This window comes from Stutzerimonas stutzeri, assembly GCF_000952685.1.
GTDB classification, from domain to species: Bacteria; Pseudomonadota; Gammaproteobacteria; order Pseudomonadales; family Pseudomonadaceae; genus Stutzerimonas; species Stutzerimonas stutzeri_E.
This window is the reverse complement of the sequence record NZ_JYHV01000018.1, coordinates 1-16,217: the sequence shown is the minus strand read 5'-3', so window position 1 is coordinate 16,217 and position 16,217 is coordinate 1. Positions and strand designations below refer to the sequence as shown.

Here is a 16,217-nt window from a genome sequence, read left to right as displayed (position 1 = left end):
GGCGCGAGCAAGCACGGACATCAAGGATTCACCCAACTGCGAGGCGTTTAGTACGACACGCCCGATCGTCACAACTCAGCCGACTGTCGCCGGCTTTGCCAGTCAGCAACCGCTCTTGCCACTCCCGGCCCGATCGACAGCACCATGAGCAAGCGCAAAAACTGCGATGCCAGTATCAGTGGCAGAAGCACATCGGCGTCTCTGGCGATGATTACGATGGTTTCGATGCCGCCTGGGCTCAGGGCGAGATAGGCTGTAAGCAAGCCGATGTCCGGAATCATACGAGCCAGCACGAGGGCTAGCAGGCCACAAACGAGAATGACCACTGCAATCGCCGCCAGCATTACTGGCAACAGCGCCAGACAATGTCTTAGCGCGCTACGAGTGAACATCAAACCCACGTACCAGCCCGTTATCGTGAAGGCGGGGATGAAAATGAATGACGGCACCTCGATGCTGATCAAACCGGCCGCTTGCAATGCCGTTCCGCCGAATGCAGGAAACAGAAGCGCGAGAGCGCCATTGCCGGTCAGCTTAGCCACCGCATAGCCGCAAAACGCAAGGCCGAGCCCGGCGAGGATAGGCCCGTATTCCGCAGATAAAGACCACGCTAGCCCAGCCGGGCCGGATGCCGATTCGCCAGTCCCATGCGTTTGACCGAGAATTGAGGCCATGGAAATTGATGCAACCGACACCAGCACGATACGGGAATACTGCATCATCGCGACGACACGCGGATCGGAATGGTGGGTATCGGCTAATAGCACCATCGCAGATGCCGCGCCTGGGAAGAGCCCCCAGATCGCGGTGGTGTTGGGCAGCCACCGACAACGCGCGATGATCACGCTGACAATTACGATAATGGCCATGGTTGCGATGTTGGTTGTCGTCAACGCAAGCCAATGATCTGTATACGCAGCGAGCAAGCTAGGCGTGATGAATCCCGCTATCAGACAGCCCATCACACTTTGCGCGCCGAGCGAGAAGTTTCGTTGCAGGCGAAGGCCGGCTCCGCTCAAAGCAACCAGTATCGCCGCGATCATAGGGCCGAGCATAAAAGCAGCAGGCATCCTCAACTGGTGCATCAATGCCGCGGCCCCGGCGGACAACAGAATGAGGACGAGCCAGGAGGTGGTTTTGCGAATGCCGTGTCTTGTCATTGTCGAGTCCAGGGGCGCACCCCTTATCAATCGTCGTTAAAGGGTGCGCTGGGATCTTTCTCACCGGGAGGCCCAGGAGGCTGGATATTCGAGCAATTCGGCGTGTACTGCTGTTCGGCAAGTTGTGCATCCGCAAAAGCGAAGGCCTCGTTCAACGAGCCATGCAGCACGCCGTCATGACCCAATCCATCGAAAACCCGCCATGTAACCTGATTCCCAGCAGCGCACAATGCTGCCGCCACGGCATGCTGCCTTTTGGGTGTAATCGTCTCGTCGGCCTGGCCTGTGGCGATCAATAGCGGAAATGGAATCTCGGCCAATGGCATGTCGGTCGTGGGAACACGCAGCGCGTCAAGCTGGTCGCGAGTAATCGCCAAGAGGTCGGTAAACGAGCGAACCTTGAGTTCTCGGGCTTTGAGAGCGATATCACGCGTACAACCCCGTCGGGCGATGTCGAGAAGCTCAAGCCCCTGAGATGAAAGTATGTCCTCAATTGCCGGCCCATCTCCGCGCAACCCTCCGGTGGCGAACGACAGGAACATGGTATTGGAATAGCGTGGCGGAACCGCGACCGGCCCTTCGGGGAACGTGCTGTTAGGAGCTGTGATAATCGCGCCGAGGATCGTTAGATCTGGTGCATAGCTAGCACTAAGTATCGCCGCTCCTAAAGCGGCGCCCCCGCCCTGTGATTGCCCAGCGAGGAAAGCCCGGCTTGATAGACGCCCAGGCCTAACGGCGTGGGCTGCGCGAATCGCATCGAGAACAGAGCGTCCCTCTGCTTGCCAGACCGAATAGGGGTGAGGTCCCGGACCTCCCAAGCCTTGATAGTCACTGGCAACGACGGCGAATCCACGCTCTAGCCAACGATTGATGTATGCAGCATCACGCGCTTTGAAGCCGGTCCAGGAAGGCGCGCAAATGTCAGCGATGCCAAGCGTGCCGTGGGCCCATGCCAAAAGTGGCCAACCTTCAGATGGGGCAGGGGTCGCTGGCAGAAATAGTGTTCCGCTGACAGGAATCAACCCTGACTGCCAACGCTGGTCCGTGGAGCTGTAGAGGATGCGAATCGCCTCAGAGGCCGCCGGGATCTCTTTCTGCGGCTGGAGCGTTTCGCTCCTCAGCGCAGCACCGGGAAACGCGGGCATCTCGTCCTGCCATCGATAAAATGGCGAGATGTCCATATCGCCTGCGGAGGGGCCTACTGGTAGTTCATCGGCGGTCATTACGTTAGGTAAAACCACAATGGATGCGCATAGCCCAATGCGCGCCAGAATCCGTGAAACTTTAAAAGATCGATAAATCGGCATTAGAGTTTGCCTCTATACGAGACCATCAGAGCAATATCTGAAAGCCAGCCGACCGGCCAACTTAGATGAGAGCAGAGTCGAATATCACCCATACCGAATTGCCAGCTATTACCTGTCACTCGAAAAAAAGTGGCTTGCAAGTTCGGTTGGGCATTTGTTTTTTAGCCGTGGATACAGCGTTGTTCTGCCCGAGCAAGGACATCAGGTCGACAGGCCGAGTGTTGATTGTTCTGTACTTGGTGATGCGCTGTTCGGACAGGACCTGACGCGCTACTTCACCGCCCGGTTACGCCATAGCTTGATTGAATTTATGCTATTGATTTAATGCCGTAAATCTGTACGAAATTCATCAATGTAAACTATTCATTGCATCGAGGCGGGCAGGGGGCGTTGGCTCACGGAGCGTCGAGGCCCAGGACGCCTACAGAAGAGCGGGCGCCTTCATCTTCGAGCATTTAGGTGGAGCCGCTGGGCGATCGACTTGTCTCGTGGAGGGTAGGTTTGCTGGTTAACGAAGGACGAGGCGGACGCGGCAAAGGGGCATCGCCTCGTCACCCATCATGGAAGCTTGCCGGTGTAGTTAGCACGTTGACGGGCCGCAGGTTGTTGGCATTGTTCGCTGGCATGAGCAATCCAGCCGATCGTCCTGGCAATCCCCGCCAACGCTAGCTCCTCTCCGACAAGATTGCATTTTCTTCCCACAAAGCTGGCCAGCAGAACGAACTCTGGTGGTTTACGAACCAACTCGTTGGCCACCTCAGCGGCTTTGAGCAGATTTTTGAACTCCTGATCAGCCTCAAATGTTTCCACCAACGCAGCCATCAGATTGCCAACGCGGGGATCCACCACTTTGTGGGTGGAATGGTTAAACCCAGGTATTTCACCGCTCTGGCTGAAGTGCTGCAGAAGGGCTGGAGTAGGGTCTTTCGCGGTACATATTTCGGAGAGCAGCCGGTTGGCTGCCTGGTGTCTGCTGTAAGCGGTTCGCCTGCCTTGATATGTAGTCAGCCCTGCGATCGCCGCATAGTAGGGAGTCACACCTGTTCGGGCCGCAGCTCTGACGCTATAAGTGCAATGATCGAATTCATGGTCGATGAACAGGACCATTAAGCGTCTGATCAGGTCCCGATACGCTGGGTCTACGCCCAACTCCGCGGTCAAGAATTCGTGCAATGGCCTTGTACTAGGAGCTCCGCGGCCCGCGATAAGCGATGCCAGGATGCGTACGACATCGGCGCCAGTCCGGGCGTAAGCGTCGGGCGACAGGTCGAATGATCGCGGGTTCTCTCGTTCAACCAACGGAAAAAGCGCAATCGCTTTTTCTGAGACGGTCATATCACGGTAGAGCTCAAGCAGTGCCTGGGTGCTTTCAGGCATCACGGGGAGCGAATTTGAAAAGGCTCCCGACGATTGCCAAATGAGCTCCGCCGCTTCTTCAACGGACGCTGAGTCGGCCAGTTCTACGGCGCTTACGCCACGGTAATAGACGCCGTTGTCCGTCAACAGGGTGATGGCACTGCTTTGATTGCCCAGGTCTAGTGCCGGCTGTGCGGCGATATTGGTTCGCTGCTCACCCTTGGACAGCCTTTCGATGTCGGCGGCCCAATATCGTCGCTTTCGAGATCCTTCGACTTTGACCGATCGGATGTTCTTACGGCTTACATAAGCGTACAGAGTTGGCAGGTTCACACCGAGACGGCTAGCCGCTTCCTCTGCTGTCAGATACAGATGATCGTCGCTCATAGGTAAACCGCCCTGGCCATTTACAGATTTCCTCATCGTTCCCGTCGTATCTCGACAGCGATAGATTTAATCATGCATGCATAAAAAAAGTAAATATGCACTGAAAAAATCAAGATTTACGCACAGATAATCAATATGTACTGTTGCGCTGTGATCACCGGACGAGTGAATCGCATATTTCTAAAAATAAGAAGGATGGTGATATGGCTTGGATTGGTTTCGGGATGGTCATTACCTTTATGGCCTTGATCATGACTAGACGATTGTCTGCCGTGGTAGCGCTTATTCTCGTCCCAGTAGTTTATGGACTCTTGGCCGGGCTGGGTGGCGACATGGGCGGCATGATCATGGATGGAATGCGCCAAGTCGCTCCGATCGCGATCATGCTGGTGTTCGCGATACTGCTGTTCTCAATCATGTACGACGCGGGGCTTTTCGAACCGATCGTCAGAGTAATAACACGCTTTGCCGGCAGCGACCCCCTGCGGATCAGCCTGGCGACGGCCTTTCTTGGCGCGGTGACCTCTCTTGATGGCGATGGAACCAGTACCGTACTTATCGTAGTGACGGCATTTCTGCCTGTTTATCTTCGCATCGGAATGAATCCACTGATTATTGCGCTGCTTATCCTTCTGACCAACACAATGATCAATATCATTCCTTGGGGCGGCCCTACGGCCCGTGTAGCCAGCGCTCTGCACCTGGATGTGATGGATGTCTTCGTAGGGCTTATTCCGGCCGCCTTGCTAGGACTCGTCTATGCCGGAGGCGTTGCGTGGTGGCTAGGCATAAGAGAACGAAAGCGCCTGGGTTGGGCGCCTGGCAAAGATATGCTGGCGTCGGAAACAGACGTGGCGATACCGGAGATTGATCGGAGTCATCAGCGGCCAAAACTCGTCTGGGTCAATCTTTTCCTGATGCTTGGAATGGCTGGGGCCATGGGTACTGGTTTGGCGCCGTTGCCAGTTGTCATGGTGGTTACCTTCGCCCTAGCGTTGCTGATCAATTATCCGCGGCTGGCAGAGCAGAAGAAGCGCATCGCAGCACACGCAGAGAATGCGGTTACGGTTGCCACACTTATCTTCGCCGCCGGTGTGTTTACGGGCATTCTGACGGGCTCGGGGATGGTGGACGCAATGTCCCAATCGTTTGTTTCGGTTATCCCAGAAGCTGCCGGTAGTTATATGGCGATAATTACTGCGTTCGCGTCGTTACCTTTCACCTTCTTCATGTCTAACGACGCTTATTTTTTTGGGATCGTCCCAATCCTTGCTGCCGCTGGAGCTGAATATGGAGTCGATCCAATTCATATCGCGCGAGCCTCTATGCTTGGGCAACCCGTACATGCGCTCAGCCCACTGATCGCGGCCATCTATGTGATAGGCGGGCTTCTTAAAAAGGAGATTGGAGAGCTCCAGAAGTTTGCGCTGTTGCCAGCTATCTGCGCATCGCTGGTTCTAATTGCAGGTGCCTCCATCACCGGGGCTATTTCCTAGCAACTCATAACGAATTGATGTGAAACATCGCTTCCGGTGATTACCGGCGGCAGCGGGTTCCTGCTGCAAAGAATAAATATAAAGGATCAGGAAATGAAAACAAAAAAACTTATATCGGTAATCGTATCGGCGATAGTTTTAGGTGCACACGCCAAGGTTTTTGCATCCAACATCCACGATTACAACAGGACTAACAACGATGGTAAGTTCAATGTTTATCTGCGAGCTGTACATATCGATACCAGAATTGAAAACGGCATCATCGAAGATGACTTCGGCGGCTTTCCATTTGGAAGCCGTCTCGGCGGTACGGCCCTCGGTTTAGTTGCGGACTATAACTCGGGTTACTGGCAAGACAGCATCGGCTTTGACGCCTCTCTTTATGGCGTCGCAAAAATTGATGCCCGACCGGAAAACCGGGATCTTTTCGATGACACGTCCGGCGAAAGTAAAGGATTTGCGAAGTTAGGCCAGGCAAGTCTGAAACTTCGCCATGCCGGTGATAACTGGTCTGCTGCGCTTCAAGCCGGCCGCGGAAGGTTCGATGCCGGTACGGTAGTCACCCTTGATACACGGGCGGTGCCGGGGAGCCTTCAAGGGGCTAGAGGGCAGATTCAAGTTGACGGGCTCGATATTGGCCCATTGCCGGGTGTATTGAATATTGATGGTGCTTACATCAATAGAGTGTCTCCTCGGGACCGGGAGGATTTTGAACGGATACTGAGTAAAGGCGGATTTGAAGTAGACGACATCAAGACATTCAGTGTTACGTACGATGCCAAACTGTTCGCCCTGAAGTTCGCCAAAGGTATCGCTGAAGATTTCAACAAAAACACCAACTATGGTCTGACACTACGAGCCCCATTGGGTGAAAACAGCGGCGCCGTTTTTGATACCCACTACTACGATTTCCGTCGAGGCGGCAGCATCTGGGACCGTGACTGGCTAGATGGGAATGCCGGCTACGATGACAAAGCAAGCTGGCTCAACCTGAATCTAGGGCTAAAAATTGATCACTGGAGTTTTGGGCTTTCTTATTCAAAAACACGCGCCGAGCTGACTAATGGGCAACTTGGCTACGCCTTTTTTGATCATGGCGAAAACGTTGACGGCCTGATGGATGCCTGGACTCGCTCGGGTAACGACTTCAATAACGACGACGAGCAGACTTGGCAGATAGCCGGAAAGTATGAATTTGACGGGAAATCTATCGCTGGGATTTCGCTGGACGGCTTCAATGCGATGGTTCTATTCAAACGAGGCAAATTCGATGCGACCAATCCATTTTCCGGAGTCAATACAGACATTCAAGAAAGTCAGGCGGAATACCGGCTGAATTATCGATTTGAAGAGCCGGATTATCAAGGCCTCTCGGTTGGCATGATTTATACGCGCTACTGGATTAACGAAGATTTCGTCGCGCTCGTGTCCGCTCAACCAAACAATGTGGTGAACGGCAAAGAGCTCAGAGTGTACGTCGATTACGCGTTTTAACCCTTGAACGAGAACCCCAGTATGCAGAGCGAAGTTAAACGGTGAGCTTATGCTGAGTAACGGAAAGTCAGTGGTTGTAACACCAAAGTTTTTCGACGATGCGGCGATCAGATACCTGGAGGGGCATGGTTGTTCGGTCACTTTAGCCCGCCTGCCTGACGATAAGGCAGATGCCGCCGCGACAGAGGCAGAGTTGATCTCGGTTTTGGCCCAAGCGGATGCTTGGATCGTCGGCCATGCAAACGTGACGTCAAGCCTCCTCGAATCGCTACCTCGGCTCAAGGTCATTGCACGTAGAGGCGTGGGCTACGAAAAGATCGATCTCGACGCGGCAGCCAAAACAGGGAAGGTCATAACCATCGCCACCGGAGGTAACGAAGAGAGCGTAGCGGATCGCACCCTGGCTCTGATGCTTGCGGCGGCACATCGTCTTCGGGAATCTCAACAGCAACTCATAGATGGACCTGCCTCGATCCTTCTTGGCAGCGATCTCTACGCTAAAACGGTGGGCATCGTCGGATTAGGTCGTATCGCCAGAAATGTCATTAGAAGATTAAAAGCGTTCGATACGACCATCTTGGTAAATACGCCACGGCCCGCATTCGTTTATGGCGAATCGATGAACATTGAGTACGTTGAGCTGGAAACACTTTTACAGCGCAGCGACTTCGTGTCCATTCATGCTCCGTTGAAAGCCGATACACGTCACCTAATCAACACTGGCCGCTTAGCGCTGATGAAAGAGAACGCTTTCTTAATCAATACGGCTCGCGGTGGTCTTGTCGACGATCAGGCGCTTCTATCGGCACTGAAAGCAGGAAATATCGCCGGGGCTGGACTTGATGTCTTCGAAAGCGAACTGGATGCCAGCCTTGCTGAAGTAACCAAGGAATTGGTCCGCCGTCCGAATGTTGTAGCCACTCCGCATTCAGGTGCATCGACACATGAAGGGTTGCAACGGACGAACATGGTCGTGGCCAACTGCGTTGCATCGGTACTTAATGGAGAAATGCCTCCTTCGAAATGCCTGATCGCGGGCCCCGTCAACTGCGCTGGTTAAACAACTCAATAAGTAGCTGTGCTCAGGCACGGTGTGTTGCGTACCTCCTAATAATTCAAGAGATACTTTATGAATCGGAATCTGAAAGACGCGATTAGAATTATCGTACCCTGTGGTTCTTTGGGCGCTGGCGTACGTGAGGATGAAATAGCATACGGATTGGAGCAGGGCGCTCAGGCAATCGCTACGGACGCCGGCTCGACCGATAGCGGTGCGGCATATTTGGCGCTGGGGATATCCAAGAACAATCGCGGCGCGGTCAAACGCGATTTGACAATTTTGATGCAAGCCCACGCAGATAGTGGCGTCCCGATAATAGTAGGGACCTCCGGACAGGCAGGCGGCGATCTGAACTTGGCATGGACTCGCGATATCGTGCTCGAGGTCGCCGGTGAACTGAATATCACGCCTAGAATCGCACTGATCCATTGCGAACAGGATAAGGCGACGATTAAGAGGCTGAACGCGGAAGGGCGTATCACTCCGCTTCCGCCGTCCCAGTCTTTGGATGACGCCACTATCGACTCCTGTGAGCATATCGTCGCCGCGCTGGGCGTCGAGCCATTCGTGGCTGCCCTGGAAGATGGCGCAGACATCATCCTGGCCGGTAGGGCGACTGATACCGCCGTCATCGCAGCATTTCCCATCTGGAAAGGAGCGCCCTGGGGACCCTCATGGCACGCAGGGAAGATCGCGGAGTGTGGCGTGCAATGCGCTGACAACCCTACGGCGGGCTCCGGGGTTTTGCTCACGATTGATAATGACGGTTTCGAAGTAGAGCCGCTGAGTCTGAATAATCGATGCACCGCCAAGAGTGTCTCTGGGCACATGCTCTATGAGAACAGCGACCCATTTCGTCTTATCGAGCCAGGCGGAGTCCTCGACGTAAAGGACGCTGAGTATCAAATGCTGGATGAACGCGTCGTTCGGGTGACGGGTTCGCGGTGGGATCCCAAACCCTACACCATGAAACTGGAAGGCGCCGCAGCAGGGCTGTACCAGACGCTTATGCTAGTTGGCGTGCAAGACCCGGACGTGCTCGCGAATATCGATGGATTCCATGATCGCCTGTTGGAAGCACTTTATGTGCGCACGCGCCAGTGCATTCCGGCACAAGAACTCGGGGAATTTCATATCTCTCTCCGTATATACGGTTGGAATGCGGTGACCGGCCTCAAGCCCCCAGCGGGCACTGCGACACCTCCTGAACTAGGTATCTTGTTCGTTTCGACCGCAGCGACCCAAGAGCTGGCCAACTCGATTGCCCAAGCCTGCAACCCGTATTTTTTCCACTATCCCAGCATTATGGGGAAAGAACTGCCTTCATACGGATTTGCTTTTTCTCCTGCCGATATCCCGCGCGGCCAAGTTTACGAGTTCAAGTTGAACCATGTTGTGAAGCTGGACGATCCTTTCGAACTAGTTAGCACTGAATGGCTGACCTTCGGGCGCAAGAATAAAAGCGAGGAGAAAAGCAATGCCTAAATTACGTGAAGTGTGCCGCTATATCAGATCGAAACAAGCGGGGCCATTCTGGATTACCTTCGACATCTATTTTGATGGACGTGAAAATTTCAATCGCTACCACGAGAGCGAAGCGCTTTCTGTTGAGGCGTTCGCGCAGTTATATGGGGCGAATCCTGCGTTCATAAAACGTATTCCGGTCCCGCAGCTCGACATGATAAAGATTTCTTACCCGAGACTGACGCCTCAAGGCGGAATAGTTGAGCGAGACATGCACGCAGGTCAGCAGTACGTTCGACTACTAAACGTTTCTGTCGATTAATTCGAGATCCCTTATGCCCTAATCTGCGCATAAGGGATTTTTGTGGCGCTTATTGGGCTGCGTTTATTTTAAGGAGATGGGGATGGGAAGCCATACGCTAGCAAAAAACATCGCGAAGTATGCGTACGAATTTCCAACGGCAGAGTACTCAGACGAGCTGAACACTATCGTTCGTAACCGGTTTTTGGACAGCCTTGCATGCGTATTAGGCGCGTATGGTGCAGCCCCAGTTCAAGCTAGCGTCGCATATGCCGCCTCGGTACCGGGTCGAGCCAGTATTTTTGGAACGGCTGTAAGAACAGCGCCTGAATATGCTGCATTTGCCAATGGCGTCATGGTGAGGTTTCTGGATTACAACGATGGCTACATGGGCCTGGAACCTGGCCACCCAAGTGACAACATTCCGGCGTGCCTGGCTGTTGCACAGGCGGAGCGCGCGAGTGGGCGAGAACTGATCGCAGCCATTCTACTGGCGTACGAAATTCAAATGCGATTTCAGGATGCGGCGAGCTTGAATAAGCGGGGCTGGGACCATGTCAATTACATCAATATCTCGATGGCAGTTGCTGCCGCCAAGTTGATGAGGCTTACAGAGCAGCAAATAGAGCAGGCAATTAACATCTCGCTTAACGGCCATCTGGCGATGCGCCAGGTACGCTCTGGAAATTTGTCGGACTGGAAGGGATGTTCCGCAGCAAACGCTGCGCGCAACGCAATATTTTCAGCACAGATGGCGCGGCATGGAATGACCGGGCCATCACCGATATTCGAAGGGGAGATGGGCTTCCGCAAACAAATCACGGGCGATTTCTTTCTGGATGTTGCCGATTTCGGTTCCGTTGAAAACGAAGATTTTGCCATTGAACGCTCGCTCACCAAAACGTTTCCTACCAACGGAGAGCTACATACTGCTGTATGGGCAGGGATTGAGCTAAACAAGCGAATAGATGACATATTCGATATCCAGGCAATTTGCATCGAAACTTCCGACTTCAACAAACGTGTCTTGGCCGATGCATCGGATAAATGGCGTCCTCAGACTAGAGAAACCGCTGACCACAGCTTGCCTTACAACGTAGCCCGCGCCTTGATTGATGCGGATATTTCCGTCGATTCGTATTCGCTCGAAAAGATAACGGATCCTCTCGTCATCTCCCTGATGGACAAGACGATAGTTGTAGAAGACCCGAAACTCACGAAACTATTTCCCAAACACTTGGCCAATCGAGTCACCGTCACGTTGAAATCTGGTGAAGTACTGGTTAGTGAAATTATTACTGGACCAGGCTCGGTTGAGACGCCCATGACTGGGAAGTGTTTCGAGAAGAAGTTCCGGAAGATGGCGGCCCCGTATCTGGGAGAGGGTGCACAGAACGACGTTCTGGATTTCGTCTCTACGCTCGAACAGCAATCTGACTACGACGCTCTTTTTGCCGCCATGATGAGAATGTGAGTTTGTATCAGTCCAAAACGAGAATAATCTCATGGAACATACTGAACATAGCTATCTACCGAACTCGATCGTAACGGATCAGTTATCGGCCGTTCACCCGGACCTAACCAGGGTTTCTTCGCTTTTGAGTCAAGCTGGATTATTTCCTCCAAAAGGAGAGGGGATCTCAGGGGTGAGAGCTTATTTACAGCGAATAGCGCAGTTCGTCTCGGCAAGCAGCGTGCCGTTGGCACTCGAGCAGTTAATGGCTTTTCTAGCGAATGGGCGCGAAGTGCCCTGCAAACTTTACTGGCCCGACAGGAGTTATCCGCCAGGCTTAATGTTTTATTGCCATGGCGGCGGGTTTAGGCACGGCTCGTTAGAAGACTGGGACGCCCCCCTGAGGCAGTTAGTGCGCGAGAGCGGGGTGGCAGTCCTTTCAATTGGATACGCGCTTGCACCCGAACAACCATTCCCTGCGGCCTTCGAGGAAGTGGTTGCGATAGCCAGACAGGTGATCGGCGACCGCATGGTTGCCGGGTTCGAAGTCAATCGATTCGCATTCGGTGGTGACTCAGCAGGCGCTAATTTGGCGCTAGGAGCGGCCGTCGCACTGCGTGAGAATGGGGTAACTCCGTTGGAGCATCTTTTGCTTTTCTATGGAGTGTATTCAAAAGATACAACGTCTGAATCATGGAGCCGGTTAAGCGGTGTCGGCGGGCATGGGCTTTCTGCTGATTCGATGCGTCAGTACTGGGATAGCTATCTGGTACACGATGAAAACGACTGGCGGGTTCAACCGCTGTACGCAAACCTGGACGGGCTTCCGACGACTCGACTGGTAGTTGGTAACCTGGACCCGCTTCTAGATGAAAACATCGCACTGCAACACAAACTTGAACGTGTCGGTGTCGAGTCAAGTCTGACTGTATCTCCTGGGGTCATTCATGGTGTGCTTCGTTTTAACGAGGTAGCAGAAGTAGTTAAAGATTTGGTTCGTGTCGAAGGGCAAGCGCTGCGCAGGTCGTTCTTAAAATAGGCCGCTTCGGAGTTCCATATTTGAATGCGCCGGCGCCTGCTCGTGCAGGGACGGCGCCACATAGTATGAGGTTATTCGAACAGGTCTGGATGCAGGCGCGTAATCATTTCGTATTGGGGTTGGTAATTTCCCCATACTACGAGTTCTGAACCCGTGAAATCCCTGGTCTTACGAGCAACTTCCGGGTTGATGGGTTGGAAGTCATGGCCGGCGGCCTGCACCATTAGTTGGGTTTCGCAAGCTCTTTCGAGCTGTACAAATAACGACACTGCGCTATCTACATCCTTTCCTACGCTCAAGAGGCCGTGGTTCTGGAGAATCAATGCGATGCTTCCATCTGCTAGATGGTCAGCAATGGCATCTCCTTCTTCGCTGTGGTGCACGACGCCGTTGAAGTTCGAGAACACACGATGGCGCTCGAAAAACACGCAGCCGTCTTGCGTGAGTGGTTGTAAAGGCTGGCCAAAGGCGGACCAAGCACGCCCTTGAGGAGAGTGAGCATGTGCTACGGAGTGAATGTGCTGATGACGAGCATGAATCCGAGAGTGGATCATGAATGCCGCCAAGTTGACGAATGCATTTCCCTCTACCAGTTGCCCTTTGTGATCGAGGCGCACAAGATCACTGGCGCGTATCATCGAAAAATGCAGGCTTACCGGATTCACCCAAAAGGTATCTGGCTCGATTGGGTCTCGAGCAGTTATATGCCCAGCGAGGCCGTCATCGAACTGATAATGAGCAAATAACCTGAACGCCGCCGCAAGTCGATGCTTGATATAGGCCCGCTGTTCAAGTGGATCATTGAATGTAGGCGGCATTGGTATTTTGGCGGCACCCTCACCGCCAACTGTGCTCATTTTAACTTGGCTCAAAATATCCATATCCGGGACCTCTTATTATTAGTGGGGTTTGAAAATAGCGCAGGCCGTTGGCGGTGTATAATGGCGATATTTCACATAATTACATGAATGCAATTCATTCGATGAGCGACCTAAATCTATTTCGCGTTCTGGTTGCAGTAGCCGAGACGGGGAGTGCGACCGAGGCGGCTGAGCGACTCAACTTATCGCAATCAGCGGTCTCGCATGCTTTGCGCCGACTTAGAGCTGCCCTTGACGACCCGTTATTTGTTAAACACGGCCGCCAACTCGTGATGACTCCGCATACGCGAGACATTCTGCCCACGGTTCGAAATGCGCTCAGTGAACTTGCCACTACCGCGCGGCGTGAAAGGGTGTTCGATCCTGCTGAGTCAGCAATGACGTTTCGCTGCGGTCTTCGCGATGCACTGGAATTTCTGATCATGCCGACGCTCCTGCAGCGCGCTCGAGCAGGTGGTTGGGGAGTGCGCTTTCAAAGTCGGCGGGTGCAGGGCGAAGATATCGAGGCGCTAATCCTCTCAGGAGCGCTCGACGTTGCGATGAGCCTGGAATATCCGGTCAGCGAACTGCTGGCGAGTCGCGAAGTGGTCAAGGAACAGCTCGCAGTGATGGTTGGGCCACAGCACCTTGCTTTCAACCAAGGCGAAATCAGTCTTTCCGATTATGCGAAGAGTGAGCACGTTCTTGTTACCTTGACCGACCGCGAACGCAGCACTGTCGACCAAGAAGTGCTTGGCCTGACAGGGGAGCCACGGCGAATAGCACTGCATTGCGAGCATTACCACGCGGCAGCTCAGGTGGTAGCCCAAACGGACCTTCTACTGACAATGCCGAGGACGTACGCGGAACGGCTCGCCCATCTGACGGGCAACCGGCTGGTGTCCTTACCTTTTACCAGCACGGCCATCTCTGTGAGGTTGTACTGGCGCAAATCCCTCGGCGGTGAGCCGTATATGAGTTGGCTTACGAAAGAGCTCGTGGACATCATGATCCTAATGAAACGGGAGCCTTGAGAACGCCGAGATTAGTCTGAGGAGGGCATGTGAACGCTTTACCCGGTTGTTCTAGCGCCAACATGAAGTGTGAACATTCGCATCACAGTTGGCATCTTGAGTGCCGTCAACTTCGGCTTAGCATGCGCGAAACCGTTAAGAAGGAGTCATCGGCGTGTTCAACGAGTTCCGCAAAGAGTTTCGGCATGTAAACGGTGTTCAGATTTGCTATCGCATCGGCGGTCATGGACCGGGGCTGCTGTTGCTTCATGGGCATCCGCAAACGCATGTGATCTGGCACAAAGTGGCGCCGATACTGGCCAGACAGTTCACGGTTGTCGCAGCTGATTTGCGGGGATATGGAGACTCAGACAGGCCTGCAGCGGACCCTGAGCACGCCCGCTATAGCAAGCGCGAAATGGCTCGGGATATGGTCGAATTGATGACGTCTCTGGACCTGCCGCACTTCGACGTGCTCGCACACGACCGCGGCGCGCGAGTTGCTGCTCGACTGGGGATGGACCACCCTGAAGCGGTGCGACGAATGGTGTTGCTGGATATCGCACCGACCTTGGCGATGTACGAGCAGACCACTGAAGCCTTCGCTCGAGCATATTGGCACTGGTTCTTTCTGATTCGCCCGGCGCCTATGCCGGAAACACTCATCGAAGCAGATCCAGATCTCTATCTTCGCGGCGTGATGGGCGGTCGCAGTGCCGGAATGAAGCCATTTACCGAAGAAGCGTTTGCTGAGTACCTCCGTTGTCTTCGGCTACCCGATAGTGCGCGCGGTATCTGCGAAGACTATCGCGCAAGCGCCTCCATTGACCTGGACCATGATCGAGAGGACCTCAAAGCCGGGCGGCGACTGCTGGCACCATTGCTGGTGTTATGGGGCAAACATGGCGCAATCGGCCAATGCTTCGATCCGTTGAATGAATGGCAAAAGGTTGCTGCCGATGTCCAGGGAACGGCACTGCCAGCCGGCCACTATCTAGCCGAAGAGGTGCCAGAGATATTGCTGGAGCATGTATTCGGTTTTCTGGAGCGGTGAGCAAGCCACAGCTTTAGGACAATCTGCCAGTGGCAGCGTCTCGGTAATCCAGGCGCTATCATGGCAGCTTGTCGTTCGCGGCTGAAAGATCAGGCCTGAACACAGCTCGACAAGCTACGAGAGTGGCGCTGGTTCATATACTGCGTACTACGCAAAGGGAGCAGTTTCGGCAGCTGTTGCGTTTGTGGACGCTCTGAGACGCCGGTCTTAGCGCGGCTTCGCCAATCCTCGTGTTGTGGCAGAGTGCGACATCGGTTTGTTGCGGTGTGGCGTCAAGCCAAGCGCAACAGGCAAGCGCGGATTCGACCGAATTCGAGAGAGCTATAATCTTATGGTGTTGCGCTTGGCTGGCGGTCAGCTACCCAGTCGCACTGTCATTACAAACGGCTATCATCACTACGGATTGTGGCGAGGAGTGACTGAACATGGACCCAAATGAGATTGAAAGGAAATTGCTCAGTGATGTGCAGGATCTAGCGGAGCAAGTCTTCGAAGATCGCTCACTCGCGTCGGAATGGATGGCCAAGCCAAACTTAGCACTTGGTGGAAACACCCCAGTTAGCTGCTGCGCCTCCATACATGGAACGCAGCAGGTCCGAAGAGTGCTATGGGCTATTGCCAGTGGCGGCGTAGTCTAGTGGCGCAACTGGTAATAATGCTGCTAGCGAGCTGCGCCCGCTATTAACCCCCATATACAAAAGCGAGCTGGTTCTCCAGCGCCTGTAACAGCCGCTTTCGGCCGGAGCGGACGGTACTGATGCCCCTTCGTATTC

At 53.9% G+C, this 16,217-nt stretch carries 14 protein-coding genes; 10 read left to right on the top strand and 4 right to left on the bottom strand.

The features are described from left to right. Positions 1-68: 68 nt before the first annotated feature. From UF78_RS10905 to UF78_RS10895, 3 genes are all read right to left on the bottom strand, one after another. Entirely contained in the window at positions 69-1,160 is a 1,092-nt protein-coding gene (locus UF78_RS10905) for an AbrB family transcriptional regulator (protein WP_045162247.1), read from the bottom strand. Between the two features lie 26 nt (positions 1,161-1,186). Further along, positions 1,187-2,467 (bottom strand): lipase family protein, encoded by a 1,281-nt coding sequence (locus tag UF78_RS10900; protein WP_052679315.1) that lies wholly within the window; start codon positions 2,465-2,467, stop codon positions 1,187-1,189. Between the two features lie 558 nt (positions 2,468-3,025). Further along, on the bottom strand, positions 3,026-4,210 hold the full coding sequence (locus UF78_RS10895) for a citrate synthase (protein ID WP_045162246.1): 1,185 nt from the start codon (positions 4,208-4,210) through the stop codon (positions 3,026-3,028). A gap of 203 nt (positions 4,211-4,413) precedes the next feature. On the opposite strand from UF78_RS10895, the gene UF78_RS10890 reads away from it, so the two are divergent. The 7 genes from UF78_RS10890 (at position 4,414) to UF78_RS10860 (ending at position 12,517) form a co-directional block, all read left to right on the top strand. After that, positions 4,414-5,706 carry a CitMHS family transporter gene (locus tag UF78_RS10890; RefSeq protein ID WP_045162245.1) on the top strand — a complete coding sequence of 431 codons (1,293 nt, stop codon included), beginning with the start codon at positions 4,414-4,416 and terminating at the stop codon, positions 5,704-5,706. Positions 5,707-5,799: 93 nt separating this feature from the next. Next, a complete protein-coding gene (locus UF78_RS10885) occupies positions 5,800-7,200 on the top strand; it encodes an OprD family outer membrane porin (protein ID WP_045162244.1) in 1,401 nt (466 codons plus the stop codon). 49 nt (positions 7,201-7,249) lie between these two features. Continuing rightward, positions 7,250-8,260, top strand: coding sequence for a phosphoglycerate dehydrogenase (locus UF78_RS10880; RefSeq protein ID WP_045162243.1), 1,011 nt, complete (start codon positions 7,250-7,252; stop codon positions 8,258-8,260). Positions 8,261-8,329: 69 nt separating this feature from the next. Next, a complete protein-coding gene (locus UF78_RS10875) occupies positions 8,330-9,745 on the top strand; it encodes an acyclic terpene utilization AtuA family protein (protein ID WP_045162242.1) in 1,416 nt (471 codons plus the stop codon). Continuing rightward, a complete protein-coding gene (locus UF78_RS10870) occupies positions 9,738-10,046 on the top strand; it encodes a DUF4387 domain-containing protein (protein ID WP_045162241.1) in 309 nt (102 codons plus the stop codon). The genes UF78_RS10875 and UF78_RS10870 overlap by 8 nt, the downstream gene beginning before the upstream one ends. Positions 10,047-10,128: 82 nt before the next feature. After that, positions 10,129-11,499 carry an MmgE/PrpD family protein gene (locus UF78_RS10865; RefSeq protein WP_080890600.1) on the top strand — a complete coding sequence of 457 codons (1,371 nt, stop codon included), beginning with the start codon at positions 10,129-10,131 and terminating at the stop codon, positions 11,497-11,499. Between the two features lie 31 nt (positions 11,500-11,530). Beyond that, positions 11,531-12,517: an alpha/beta hydrolase fold domain-containing protein gene (locus UF78_RS10860; RefSeq protein WP_045162239.1), complete on the top strand. Its 987-nt coding sequence runs from the start codon at positions 11,531-11,533 to the stop codon at positions 12,515-12,517. Between the two features lie 71 nt (positions 12,518-12,588). On the opposite strand, the gene UF78_RS10855 is transcribed toward UF78_RS10860, so the two are convergent. Then, the gene (locus tag UF78_RS10855) at positions 12,589-13,398 is read right to left on the bottom strand and encodes a class II aldolase/adducin family protein (protein WP_080890599.1); all 810 of its coding nucleotides are present in this window, start codon (positions 13,396-13,398) and stop codon (positions 12,589-12,591) included. 101 nt (positions 13,399-13,499) lie between these two features. Here UF78_RS10855 and UF78_RS10850 point away from each other — a divergent pair, with 101 nt between their 5' ends. From UF78_RS10850 to UF78_RS23280, 3 genes are all read left to right on the top strand, one after another. Next, complete coding sequence (locus UF78_RS10850) at positions 13,500-14,411, top strand: LysR family transcriptional regulator (RefSeq protein ID WP_045162238.1); 912 nt, start codon at positions 13,500-13,502, stop codon at positions 14,409-14,411. Positions 14,412-14,565: 154 nt separating this feature from the next. Continuing rightward, positions 14,566-15,444, top strand: coding sequence for an alpha/beta fold hydrolase (locus tag UF78_RS10845; RefSeq protein ID WP_045162237.1), 879 nt, complete (start codon positions 14,566-14,568; stop codon positions 15,442-15,444). A gap of 425 nt (positions 15,445-15,869) precedes the next feature. Next, positions 15,870-16,082, top strand: coding sequence for an MbcA/ParS/Xre antitoxin family protein (locus tag UF78_RS23280; protein WP_080890597.1), 213 nt, complete (start codon positions 15,870-15,872; stop codon positions 16,080-16,082). Positions 16,083-16,217 lie beyond the last annotated feature (135 nt).

What these genes read in the sequence shown, in the direction of transcription:
- UF78_RS10870 (WP_045162241.1), top strand. Translation starts at nt 9,738, where the DNA reads ATGCCTAAATTACGTGAAGTGTGCCGCTATATCAGATCGAAACAAGCG.
- UF78_RS10850 (WP_045162238.1), top strand. Translation starts at nt 13,500, where the DNA reads ATGAGCGACCTAAATCTATTTCGCGTTCTGGTTGCAGTAGCCGAGACG.
- UF78_RS10905 (WP_045162247.1), bottom strand. Translation starts at nt 1,160, where the DNA reads ATGACAAGACACGGCATTCGCAAAACCACCTCCTGGCTCGTCCTCATT.
- UF78_RS10865 (WP_080890600.1), top strand. Translation starts at nt 10,129, where the DNA reads ATGGGAAGCCATACGCTAGCAAAAAACATCGCGAAGTATGCGTACGAA.
- UF78_RS10885 (WP_045162244.1), top strand. Translation starts at nt 5,800, where the DNA reads ATGAAAACAAAAAAACTTATATCGGTAATCGTATCGGCGATAGTTTTA.
- UF78_RS10875 (WP_045162242.1), top strand. Translation starts at nt 8,330, where the DNA reads ATGAATCGGAATCTGAAAGACGCGATTAGAATTATCGTACCCTGTGGT.
- UF78_RS10890 (WP_045162245.1), top strand. Translation starts at nt 4,414, where the DNA reads ATGGCTTGGATTGGTTTCGGGATGGTCATTACCTTTATGGCCTTGATC.
- UF78_RS10880 (WP_045162243.1), top strand. Translation starts at nt 7,250, where the DNA reads ATGCTGAGTAACGGAAAGTCAGTGGTTGTAACACCAAAGTTTTTCGAC.
- UF78_RS10895 (WP_045162246.1), bottom strand. Translation starts at nt 4,210, where the DNA reads ATGAGCGACGATCATCTGTATCTGACAGCAGAGGAAGCGGCTAGCCGT.
- UF78_RS23280 (WP_080890597.1), top strand. Translation starts at nt 15,870, where the DNA reads ATGGACCCAAATGAGATTGAAAGGAAATTGCTCAGTGATGTGCAGGAT.
- UF78_RS10860 (WP_045162239.1), top strand. Translation starts at nt 11,531, where the DNA reads ATGGAACATACTGAACATAGCTATCTACCGAACTCGATCGTAACGGAT.
- UF78_RS10855 (WP_080890599.1), bottom strand. Translation starts at nt 13,398, where the DNA reads ATGGATATTTTGAGCCAAGTTAAAATGAGCACAGTTGGCGGTGAGGGT.
- UF78_RS10900 (WP_052679315.1), bottom strand. Translation starts at nt 2,467, where the DNA reads ATGCCGATTTATCGATCTTTTAAAGTTTCACGGATTCTGGCGCGCATT.